This is a genomic window from Aquimarina ulvae (assembly GCF_053613295.3).
The window spans coordinates 1-13,296 of sequence record NZ_JBSIBP030000019.1 but is presented as its reverse complement, the minus strand read 5'-3'; the positions used below and the strand labels follow the sequence as shown (position 1 = coordinate 13,296).

The 13,296-nt window shown below is 30.2% G+C and carries 5 protein-coding genes; all 5 read left to right on the top strand.

Going from position 1 to position 13,296, the window contains the following annotated elements; all coding sequences use genetic code 11:
* Window positions 1-324: 324 nt before the first annotated feature.
* Window positions 325-1,236 (top strand): cupin-like domain-containing protein, encoded by a 912-nt coding sequence (locus tag ACWGOQ_RS23325; RefSeq protein WP_452060279.1) that lies wholly within the window; start codon window positions 325-327, stop codon window positions 1,234-1,236.
* 90 nt (window positions 1,237-1,326) lie between these two features.
* On the top strand, window positions 1,327-2,109 hold the full coding sequence (locus ACWGOQ_RS23320; protein WP_452060278.1) for an SDR family oxidoreductase: 783 nt from the start codon (window positions 1,327-1,329) through the stop codon (window positions 2,107-2,109).
* A gap of 53 nt (window positions 2,110-2,162) precedes the next feature.
* Window positions 2,163-6,413, top strand: a complete 4,251-nt coding sequence (locus ACWGOQ_RS23315; protein ID WP_452060277.1) for a thioester reductase domain-containing protein — start codon at window positions 2,163-2,165, stop codon at window positions 6,411-6,413.
* 242 nt (window positions 6,414-6,655) lie between these two features.
* Window positions 6,656-11,704, top strand: a complete 5,049-nt coding sequence (locus tag ACWGOQ_RS23310) for a non-ribosomal peptide synthetase (RefSeq protein WP_452060276.1) — start codon at window positions 6,656-6,658, stop codon at window positions 11,702-11,704.
* Window positions 11,705-11,712: 8 nt separating this feature from the next.
* Window positions 11,713-13,296: condensation domain-containing protein (locus tag ACWGOQ_RS23305; protein WP_458202874.1), on the top strand; the 1,584-nt coding region annotated here is incomplete at its 3' end.

The window sequence follows — 13,296 nt, the reverse complement described above, 5'->3', positions numbered from 1 at the left end:
ATAACACCAACACACTATAAAAAATCTCACTTTATTGAAAGGCAATGTATGTTTCATTTTTATTGTTTCATCCTAAAAGAATAGTATAGCATTTCTTTAAAAATTGAAGATATAATTACGTGTAAGTCAATCTGTATAAACAATCATACTCCCGGTTTCAGAAGGATTGAATAAAAAGAAAATCTTTTAAATAAAACTAATTAGTGGAAAAATTATTGGTTAGTACGAATAATTTCATCCACGTTTCTGTACGATAAGGTATCCCTTAGGGTGAACTCACTATTCCTTTAGTGTTAAGTATAATTCATTTAAAATAAATTAAATATGAACAATAATATTCTTGATCCTGTAGATCAATTACTAGATGCTAAAATAGCAGTAGAATATAATATTTCGAGAGAGAAGTTTTATCTGGAATATGTTAACAAAAATAGACCAGTTTTAATTAAAGGTTTAATGAGTGAATGGCCTTCAATAAACATATGGGATAATAAATATTTTGGTAACCTCCAACTTGAAGAAGAAATTGTAGCTAAAGTAGGGGATGTTAAAAAAGGCAACTTACAAGCAATGGAATTATCTGATTACGTAAGGCAAATGCAAGAGTATGAGTTGTCAGGAAAGAAAGGAAATCCTCCGTACTATCTTCACGATTTTCCACTTTTTCAAATGATTCCAGAGTTGAGAAGAGATATAGAACCTTTCCCTTTGGATTTGTTGCCTGAATGGTATAGAAATGATTGGTGGAATTATATCTGTTTTTTTATGGGAACATCTAATAATATAACACCGATGCATGTAGATACATTGTTAACAAACAATCTATTTTTTCAAGTATCCGGTTATAAAGAGTTTACGATAGTTTTGCCAGAAGATATGGATAAATGTTATCGACAAGACTGGAAATGGTCAGAAGTAAATCTTAACAATCCAGATTATCTAAAACACCCTAAGTTTAAGGAGGCTACGAAGCTTAAATTTACTGTAAGTGCAGGAGATATTCTTTTCATGCCAGCTGGGACTTTTCATCAGGTGCGTAGTCTTACGAATTCAATTTCTTTTAATATTGATTGGCACACAAAAAAAACGGTAACTAATGGATTAATATCATCAATAAAAGAAGCTTCTTATCCAAATGCTTATTACAATATGCTGATATTTATGGGTTTATATTTTAAAATTCCATCAAAATATATTTTTTCCTATTACAAGTCATACTTCAGTTTTATAGCTTAAAAAGGTGTTTGTATAGTTGTGTCATAAAGAGATTGATTAACAAAACAGTTTTGAGATCTAAAAAATTAAAAGAATAAAGTAAGGATAAGGATGAGATTAAGAAAAAAAAGAATAGGAATCATTACAGGTGCTAGTTCTGGTATTGGAAGAAGTACTGCTAAACAGATGATATCGGATGGTGTAAGATTGATATTAAATGGTAGAGATATATACAAGTTGCAAGCGCTAAAAAAAGAATTGAACGATTTAGCAGGAGAAGAAATAGTTGATATAGTAGCAGGAGATGTTTCAAATAAAAATACCATTGTCAGTTGTATACAAAAATGCGAAGAGAACTGGGGAACCGCACCCTGTCTTTTTGTTGCTTGTGCAGGTCGTGGATTACCCGGAACATTAATTACCTCTAACGAGGAGGAATGGGATAGCCTGTTAGATACAAATGTTAAAGGGTTGATGCATCAGTTAAAAGCAGTTTCTACCTCAATGACTGCTAAAACAAATTCTACAGAAGAATACATTTCGTTTCCAAAAGATATTGTCGTAATCGGTTCTTCAATAGGTAGAAATGTGTCCCCATTTAATTCGGTTTATGGCTCAACAAAGTTCGCAACACATGGTTTAACCGAAGCTTTAAGAAGAGAACTTGGACCACAAGGAATACGAGTAACGTTGATTGAACCAGGCTTAGTTGGAACTAACTTTCAGGAATCCGCTGGATATGATATGGAGTGGTTTAATAAGTATGTGTCAGAAGTAGGACCTGTATTAAATGGAGAAGATGTTGCAAAAACCATTCAATTCTTAATTAATATGCCGGGCAATGTACATCTGGATAATATCTCAATTCGACCAACAAGACAATCGTATCCATAAAACCCTAATATCGTAAAAACAATATTCTCAACGAACAAGAAATTTTCTATAGTATGTCTACAAAAAATCAGTATTTAACAGATATTCTCGAATTAACTACAGAGAAATTTCCAAATAGGACAGCTATTAGGGATAAGTATTCTAATTACTCTTATAAAGAGTTGCATGATAATTCGATAAGAATCGCAAAAAGCCTCAAGTTACACGGAGTAAAGCTTAATGATCAGGTAGCTTTATTAACTAGAAAAGATACCCTAAGCATAATGTGTTTTTGGGGAATCATTTATTCGGGCGGTATTCCAGTACTTTTGGATGAAAAAGAAGGACTTTTAGTAAACAAAAATAAAATTGATTCGTTTCGCCCTAGCCATGTATTATTGAATAAAATAGATAAAGCTGAGGTTAAAAGTTGGGAAGGGTTTAAAGTGCTGAAATCTAGTGAATTATTTAATCTAGAAAATAGCCTTGAAAAAGATAAGTTAGACAAACGTGCTGAGATCTGTTATATGACCACAACAAGTGGTACGACAGGAACACCTAAAGTGATACAAGTAACGCATAAGAATGTGATTCATTATACCAAGAGTTTTTATGAAATTTTGGATACTAATGATCAATTGAATTCAGCACATGTAACTAATTTCTCTACAGATCTGGGACATACTAATATACTAATGTCATTGATTTCTGGAGGGATGTTAAGAATATTGAATAGCGATGAATCTAAAGACCCTGAATTATTCAAGGCGATAATAGAGAAAGAGGATATTAATTTTTTAAAAACAACACCATCTCATATAAATGCGATAATTCCATTCTTTTCATTAGATAACAAAATCAGAGTTAATTATATGGTGCTTGGGGGTGAAAAATTACCTTGGACATTAGTTGATTCAATTAGAAATAAAATAATATCCAAAAATATATATAACCATTACGGTCCTAGTGAAACTACTGTAGGAGCACTCGTGTATAATATTTCAGATGTTATAGACTCATCAGAAAGCGTACCTATTGGCTCACCGATAGGAGAAGGAGATGGTTATTTAGTTAATGAAAATAATCATATAGGCGAGTTGTATATTGAAGGCCCTGGAGTTAGTCTGGGATACTACAATAATAAAGTAGATACTAAATCAAAATTCTTTTTTAATAAAAAGAGTAATAAATATGGGTATAGGACTGGGGATATTTGTAAGAAGTTAACAAATGGGACTTTCATTTTTCTTAATAGAAATGATAATCAAGTAAAAATTAGGGGGCATAGAGTAGAACTTGATGAGATAGAGCAAGTTATTAATAAACATCCTAAAGTAGAGTATGCTGTATTGAATACTTTTAGAAACGAAAATAGAAATGTAATAGAATCATACGTTAAACCAAATACAGATAATGGGATAAGTATGGAAGACCTATATTACTGGCTTAAAGAGCAGCTTCCTTCATATAAAATACCAGAACAAATTTATATTGATGATTCTTGTCCATATACAGGGAATGGTAAAATAGATTTTAAAGCTTTAAGAAGAAAAACAAAGCTGCGAAATAGAGGGAATAGTTCTGAAACTGTTGACTGGAATTCTTGGGAAGATAGCGTTAAACATTGCTGGGAAGAAGCGTTAGGAGTTATCTATGAAGATCAACATTTTTTTGAATCAGGAGGAAACTCTTTAAACGCAATTAAATTAATAGGTAAACTACAAATGAATGGATACAATGTTAGCTTGTTTGACTTGAATAATAATCCATTATTTAGTGAGTTTATTTCTTTAAAAAGAGAAAAAAGAAAAGAAATAGAAAAAGAAGAAAATACTATTGGAGGTCAAAATCTTACGAGTTCTCAATTTCAATTTTTTAAGTGTAATAAAAAGAATTTAGATCAATACGCACAGACAGTTTTATTAGAGATTAAAGGAGAACTAGACACTAATACGCTTGCCTTAGCAATTGAAGAAACTATAAATTCTCATTCAGAGTTATCTCTTAAATTTATTAAAATCTCTGAAGATGTATATACAGAAGAGTCCAATGCGTCAAACCCTCCATTGTCTGTTTATCAACTTAATAAGAAATTATCAGTTACAAATCAAATTATTAAAATCACTCAAGAAATTTTAAGTACAATTTCAATTAGTTCAGGAATAACTTTTCGAGTGGGACTTATCAAAGGAGAATTAAAAGAGCAGAACTATTTGTTTTTGGCATGTCATCACCTAATTATTGACGCAATATCCTGGGATCTCATATTAAATAAAATTTTATCTAGTTACGAAGATATTTCAAAAGGTAAACAGAAAGGCACAAAAAAAGAAACTATTAGAAATCAGTTTTATAAGAAACTATTAATAGAGAATAGATTACCAAGTCTTCAATATCCAAAGGGATTAAGTAAAAAAATAAAAAAACTACCATTAATTCAATCTAAAAAGCAATCAGAACTTTCTGTAGTTACGATTTCGTTAGATGATAAATTATCAATGGTTCTAAAGAACCTAAAAAAAACAAAAAGTAATCTAGAAAGGATAAATGAAATATTACTGCGTTGTTTTGTGGATACTCTATTCGACTTTTATACCCTTGATGAGTTATCCGTGGATATCGAATTTTATGGCAGACCGCAAGTAAGCAAAACTGTTGATTTAAGTAGCTCAGTTTCTTGGTGGTCTACAACATTTCCTGTAGATTTTAATAAGGAAAATAAAGCTGCTGAAAAAATCAAAACTGTGGTTGATGAGGTTTCGGTGTTCGCCAATAATATCAATGCATATCCAGATGTTTATACATCATACGAAAAATTAAAATCTGATGTTAGATTTAATTATTTAGGAGAATTTCCTGAATATTATGGAAATTCATCATTTAACCTTTATCCTTCCTCTATTTCTAGTTATTCGACTAGGAATGAGGATAGTAATAGAGAGTATAAATTGTTTTTTACGGGTAGATTTATTGATAGTAATTTTGTAGCCGATATTCAGTATTGTAAAAGTACTGTTAGTGATTCCGATGCTTATACTATTGCTAATAATTTTACAAAAAAATTAACCCAAAAATCTTTCTTTAAAGATACAATAGATGTGGATAAAAGTATTAATATTCATAGAAGTAATGTTCCTTCTATAGGTAAATCATTTTATAAAATCCCTAAACAAAATTTTAAAACTAGAAGTATAAAGAATGTTTTTCTTACTGGTGCAACAGGTTATCTTGGAGCATATTTATTAAGAGAACTTTTAATAGAGGGTGTTCATGTATTTTGCTTGGTGAGATCCTATGATCGGGAATCTGCTTATCAGAAAATAGATTCAATATTAGAACATTATTTTCCTGAAGAGAATTTAGGTAAAAGAAGTAATATAACCTTAGTTGTCGGAGATTTATCAGAGAACTATTTTGGACTAGATTTTAATAGTTATACAGATCTTTGTGATTCTGTAGATTCGATTGTTCATTGTGCAGCTGATATTAATCTGACCAAATCCTATAAAGATCTACATAGAAGTAATATATTCGGAACTGAGCAAGTAATTAAACTGGCTCACACAGGAATAAAGAAAACGTTACATTATGTATCTACTTTGGCAGTAAGCGGAGTTTCATCAAGGGGCGCTTCAGAGTTTTCAGAAAAAACGTTTGATATAGGTCAATCGTTTCTATCAGGGTATGAAAAATCAAAGTTTGATGCGGAGAAATTGGTTAGAAATGCTTTAGACAAAGGATTGGAGTGTAAAATATATAGGGTAGGACATATTGCTGCAAATTCTATTACAGGGAAGTTTCAGAAAAATGGAGGAGAAAATAGAATCATCCAGTTGCTTGAAGGGATGATGATTCTGGGTAAGATTCCCGTTTCTTATAATGAAAAAGTGTCATTTTCACACGTTGATGTAGTTTCTAAAATGATGTCTAATGTAGTAACTGGTCGAATTAATACTGATTTAAACTGCATACATTTAGAGAATACCGCGTACTATTCAATACGAGAATTATTACCAATTTTGAAAAAAATGGGGTATGCAGTTAAAATAGTGAATGATGAAGAATTTAAATCTGCTGTTTTAGCTTTTGAAGGTTCTATTTATGAAAATGAACGTATCGATATGTTCAAAATATGGATCAATAGATATATATCACAAAAAAGAAATATAGAGTATCTAAGCACAGAATCCAATGATCTTTTTGGTAATTATGGTTTAGTATTTCCAGAATTAAAAGATGACTGGTTGATTTCGTTAATAATTGAAGAACTATTTAATGATAAAGCAAAAGCCTCAAAAAACTTAAATCTTGTAGAGATAGATTGATTTTTTTAGATCAACTAGTTTTTATCCATAATATCCATTATTCATTTTATACAAAGCGCAGGCGCTATCGTATTTGTATTCTACACAAAAATCAATTACGTAATGAATTAATGTTATCTGTAAATATTTTATTGAGTTCAAAATAATAAGTGCTCAAAAGAAACGGATGAGAAATATAAAAGATTGCTTTTCGACAACACCATATTGAAAATTAAATATCAAATATTAAACATATAATTGAGATGAATAAAAAAGTAATACATTCTGTATTTGAAAATATTGTTGAGAAAAAGGGAACTAATATAGCCGTTGAAACAGAAACAAAAAATCTGTCCTACAGTGAATTAAACATCCAGTCTAATAGGATGGCCCATTATTTAGAAAACAGAAATATAAATAAGGGTGATATAGTTGCTTCTTTTTTTAATGATTCATTAATTCAGCTAATATCAATTCTAGGTGTTTTCAAATCCAGAGCTATTTATTTACCAATAGATAAAAAATATAAGAGAAACCATTGGGGAGAGTTATATGACAATATCAGACCCAAAGTGTTTTTAACTTCCGAAGAAAACTTAGATTTATTAAAAAGTTATGATAAACTTTTTAATTATTCTATACCTGAGGTAATTACAATATCTATAAATAACGATAATCAATTAATTTTTTCAATATTCGAATATAAAGATGGAGACTATACTGAGGTAGATGTGGATATTGATTTACCAATAGGTAATCCTACGGCTTATATTGATGGAGATGATTCTAATTATATTTTTTTTACATCTGGATCAACAGGGAAACCAAAAGCCGTCTTAGGTTGTCATAAAAGTTTAAGTCATTTTATTCATTGGGAATCCAAAGAACTTGGTATAAAAGAGGGAGATAGAATAGGTTTACTCCCATCCTTTTCATTTGATGCATCACTACAAGCCGTTTTCATGGCTTTATTAAATGGTTGTACAATATGTTTACCATCAATAGAGGTTAAGGAAGATATTTCAAAACTTCAACATTGGTTAAGAAAAGAGAAAGTCTCGGTGGTTCATATGGTTCCTACACTTTTTAGACTGTTATCTTCAGATTGGAGTTCTCCCGACGAGGATAGCGTTACAAAATATGAAGATCTCAGGTATATATTATTAGCGGGAGAAAAACTATATAACAAGGACATAATAAATTGGCGTAAGACAAATGGAGATAATACAAGCATACTAAATTTTTACGGAACTACAGAGGCAACTATATTAAGTACGTTTTATCCAGTTGAAAAAGAATTAAAAGGAGAACCATCGGAAGTTTTATGTGTTGGGAAACCTATATCAAATACAGTAATTCTTATATTAAATTCGGAGAATAAATTATGCCGAATTGGAGAAGTAGGAAGTATTTATATTAGGACACCGTTTTTGTCAAAGGGTTATTATAATGATGAAGAACAAACAGCTGAAAAATTTATTAAAAACCCATTAGGTGATCAAAAAGATATAATTTATAAGACAGGAGATTATGGTAAATATGACTCGGATCGAAACACTATTGTGTTAGGAAGAGAAGATGGTATTGCTAAAATTAATGGAGTCAGAGTAGATATTAATTCTATCGAAAGTACAATTCTTAAAATAGAAGAGGTAAGTATGGTTAAATGCCTACTTCATCAAGATAAAGAAATGAATTCGATTTTAGTTTGTTTTTATAAATCAGAAAATGTTGATCAAGATGCTGTACGAAACTATTGTTTACAATACTTATCTCAATATGAAACGCCGTCTTTAATAATTAGACAAGATACTTTTCCTATTAATGCAAATGGTAAAATAGACCCAGTTGTATTGGAACAAAAGATAAATGATGTTCTTGTAAAAAATCAGAACTATAAAGCGCCTACTACTAAAACAGAAGAAAAGCTAGCTACAATATGGAAACAGGTACTAAAGTTAGAAAAAGTTGGTGCTAAGGACAATTTTTTATTATTAGGAGGAAACAGTATTAAGCTGATACAATTAAAGTTGAGAATACATCAAACTTTTAATGTTGATTTAGACATTCATAAAATGTTTAATAATTCAATTTTAGAAGAACAGGCAAATTTGATAGAACAATCAAAAGTATCAACGTTTGAAATCATAGATAAACTAGAGAGTGAAGAAACTTATGAACTCTCTTCGTCTCAACATAGGTTGTGGGTACTTAGCCAATTTGATCAAGGCTCAATAGCGTATAACATGCCTTTCTCAGTTAAATTAAATGGAGAATATGATGTTCCTAACTTTAAAAAAGCAATTGATAAAACAATTGAACGTCACGAAATATTAAGAACTGTTTTTAGAGTAAATGAACTAGGAGAAATTAGGCAGCAAATATTGTCAAAAGATGCATTAAATTTTAAAATTGATTACGTAGACTTTAGAGGAAAAGAAAAACCAGAAGAAAAAGCAAAGCAATATGAAAAAGAAGATTCTTATATCGCATTTAATTTGGAACAAGGACCACTTATTAGGGCATTTTTATTGCAAATTTCTGATGAAGAGTACGTTTTTTATTTTAACATGCATCATATAATTAGTGATGGTTGGTCTATGAAAGTACTCATCAAAGATGTACTTGATTGCTACGAAGCACTCAAGATCAACAATGATGCAAGTATGGTAAGCCTAAATATTCAATATAAAGAGTATGTAGCTTGGCAAAAAAAACAGTTATTAAAAGATAGGTTTAAAGAAAGTAAGAAATATTGGTTAAATCAGTTTTCTGGAGAATTACCAATCTTAGATTTTCCAAGTTCTAAAATAAGACCAAAAATAAAAACGTATAAGGGCCATCAATTATCAACAAGTATACCTTCTGAAACGATAAAAAAGTTGAAAGCCTATGGTCAATACAAAGAAGGAAGCCTTTTTGTTGGATTACTAGCTGCGTGGAATATTCTTTGTAATAGATTTACTGGACAGAATGATATAATTATAGGAACCCCTACAAGTGGCCGTGATCACGTTGATTTAGAAAATCAAATAGGTTTTTATGTAAATACATTGGCATTAAGAAACCAAATAGATTCAACTGATACTTTTAACGAAATCTATGATAAAGTTAGAACAGCTACATTTTCATCATTTGATCATCAAATGTATCCATTTGATAATCTTGTAGAAGATTTGGATTTAATAAGAAACTCCAGCCGTAGTGCATTGTTTGACGTTATGCTTGTTCTGCAGAATGTTGTTGATAATGATTTTGGTTCTACCATAGAAGAGAAGGACTGCGATTATATTTCTGACGATGGAATATGTGCCTCAAAGTTTGATATAGAACTAACTTTTCAAGAAATAGGGGATGCTTTATCTTTTATTGTTAAATACAATTCGGATATATATGACCAGCATATGATAGAAAGTATTATCCGTAATTATAAACAGTTAATTATACAATTGGTAAATAACCCAGATTCTGAAATAAGAAAGGTCGACTATCTTTCTAAAGAGGAAAAGTTTGAGCTTTTACATGAATTGAATAATACAGACGTATCCTATGCTCAGGATAAAACTATAATAGATGTTTTTACAGAACAAGTAAAACAAAATCCTGATGAAATAGCTATAGAATTTGATAATAGAAAAATCACATACTTAGAATTAGATAATTTGTCAAATAAATGGTCTAATTATCTAGTGAAAGAACATAATTTATGTGCCAATGACCTAGTAGGTATCAAATTAGAAAGAAATGATTGGCTGCTTATTTGTATTCTTGGAGTGTTAAAAGTAGGTGCAGCTTATGTTCCAATCGATCCATCATACCCGAAATCTAAAATCGATTATATAAAGGAAGATTGTAAATGCAAAACTTTTATAGATTCAAAAGAGCTAGCATTCTTTAAAGAAACGCAATCATCATATTCTGTTGATTATGAGGACCAAAAAATAGATCCAAAAAGTGTATCATATGTTATATATACATCAGGTTCTACAGGTATGCCTAAAGGAGTCATGATAGAACATATATCAATGATGAATTATTTGAATTGGGCGCAATCTTATTATCTCAATAATGGTTTGTCAAATTCAGATTTTGGTCTATTTACATCGTTGTCTTTTGATTTAACAGTTACTAGTTTGTTTTTACCAATTTTGAGTGGAAGTAGGTTAAAAGTATTTAAGCAAAGTTTAGAGATAACCGATTTGTTAAAACAATATTTTGAAAGTACAATTTCTTGCATAAAATTAACTCCTGCGCATATAAGTTTATTAGAAAATATGGAGTTAGAAGCGAATCATCTCGAAATGGCAATTGTTGGAGGGGATGTATTATATCAAAACCAAGTTGGAACGTTACGAAAACTCAATCCTGCAATTAAAATTTATAATGAATATGGCCCTACTGAAGCAACTGTTGGTTGTATAGTATATGAAATCCCTGAGAAAAACACGAATGTACTTATTGGACGTCCTATACAAAACACACAAGTTTATATTCTTGATGAACTTGATAATTTACAACCAAAAGGGGTTGTTGGAGAAATATGTATTGGAGGTGATGGATTGGCTAGAGGTTACTTAAACCGTCTAAAACTAAATGAAGAGAGGTTTATTAATAATCCATTTAAAGAAGGAGAAAAACTATATAAAACAGGAGACCTTGCTAGATGGTTACCAAATGGAAATATACAATTCTTAGGAAGAAGAGATAATCAAGTTAAAATTCGAGGACACAGAATAGAATTAGGAGAAATAGAATATCACTTACAATCAAAAAATAGTATTAGTGAGGCCGTTGTTGTCCTAAAAAATGAAGGAGATTTTGATATAGAACTATTGGCTTATATCGTATCAAATAAGAAGCAAGAAAGAAAAAAGTTATATGACTATTTATCAGATAAATTACCGCGGTATATGATACCTGATCGATTTATTCAAATAAAAAACATGCCAATTACTACAAATGGTAAAATTGATAAAAAAGCATTGTCGAATATCAAAGGAGAAGAATTAATTAACCAAGTAGAATTCGAATTAGCAACTACCAAAATAGAAAAAAGTATTCTAGAAATCTGGAAAGAAGTATTAGGAAAAGATAGAATTGGTATTAATGATAATTTCTTTGAATTAGGAGGAAATAGTATAAAAGCTGTTAAAATTTTATATAAAATAAACACCAGATTTGAAACAAATATGAGTATGAAAAACTTGTTTCAATATCCCACCATTCAATATGTTGCTTCCCAGATAGGAATAATAAAAAAGCAAGAATCTATTATTAGAACTAGTAAAAAATTAAAGGAGATAGAATTATGATTAATCTTTTGAAAAAAATATCCGACAATGATATCTATATGGATATTGTGGATGACAAATTAAAGTTGTTTTCAGAAAATCAAAATCTAGATACTCAATTACTAGAGGAGATAAAAAACAGAAAGTCGGAGATTATATCATACCTTATGGATAATCAGAGTTTTAATTCCGAAAATGATAAGTATGAAAGTATTCCGAAAATCAAAACAGATTCGTGTTATGAACTATCTGATGCTCAAAAACGACTATGGATTTTAAGTCAAATAGAAGATTCTTCTGTGGCTTATAATATTTCTAATAGAGTCGAATTACCAGGAAGTTATGATATACAAAAGTTTAAAAAAGCCATTAATTCGGTTATAGATCGTCATGAAATTTTAAGAACGGTTTTTAAAGAAAATGATGAAGGAGAGGTTAAACAATGGGTTCTTAGTAGAGAAGAACTAAATTTCGATATTGATTATCATGATCTAAGAAACACTAAAGATGTAAACGACAGTATAAATATTTTCTCAAAGGAAGATTCATTTAAACCATTTGATTTAGTAAACGGTCCACTAATAAGGGCAAGTCTATTTCAGATTTCTGAGGAAGAGTATGTTTTTTATTATAATATGCATCACCTGATAAGTGATGGCTGGTCGAAAGATATACTGATAAAAGATGTATTAGCATATTATGAAGCATATTTAAGAAATGCACAGCCTAATTTACCCGAGTTAAAAATTCAATATAAGGATTATAGTGCCTGGCAACTATCCCAAAAAGAAGGACAAGAATATGGGAAATGCAAAGAATATTGGGTAAATACCTTATCAGGAGAATTACCAACATTAGACTTGCCTGGTAATAAAACAAGGCCTAAAATAAAAACTTTTAATGGAAGAAGTCTATCCTCGTATATAAATTCTGATATAGTAAAGAAGTTACAAAATTATAGTCAAGAACAGGGAGGAAGCTTATTTATGGGATTGTTATCTGCCTGGAATGTTTTATGTTATAGATATACGTCACAAAAAGATATAATAACAGGAACGCCGGTGGCAGGAAGAGAGCACGGTGATTTAGAAAATCAGATAGGGTTTTATGTAAATACATTGGCACTAAGAAATAAAATAATTCCTGATGAAAATTTTGATGACCTTTATGATCGGGTTAAAAAATCAACCTTATCTGCTTTCTCTAATCAACAATATACCTTTGATAGCTTAGTATCAGAATTAGATATTAAAACAGATACTAGTCGTAACCCAATATTTGATGCAATTCTAGTGCTACAAAACTTACAGGATGATAATTCTAGCATTATTTTAGATTCTAATACAGCCAATAGAATAATAGATCGCGGTTCAAATGCATCTAAATTTGATTTAGAGATCATTTTTCAGGAGACTGGAGGCAATCTTTTGTTCAATATTAATTACAATATTGACGTGTATGATGGTGAGATGATTAAAGGTTTAATGTGTCATTATAGACAGCTTTTATCTAAAATTCTCTTAGATCCTTCAAAACCATTACGAGCTATAGATTATCTTTCAGAAGAAGAGAAGGGTGTTCTTTTAGGAGAATTTAATGCTACTAGTTCTAGT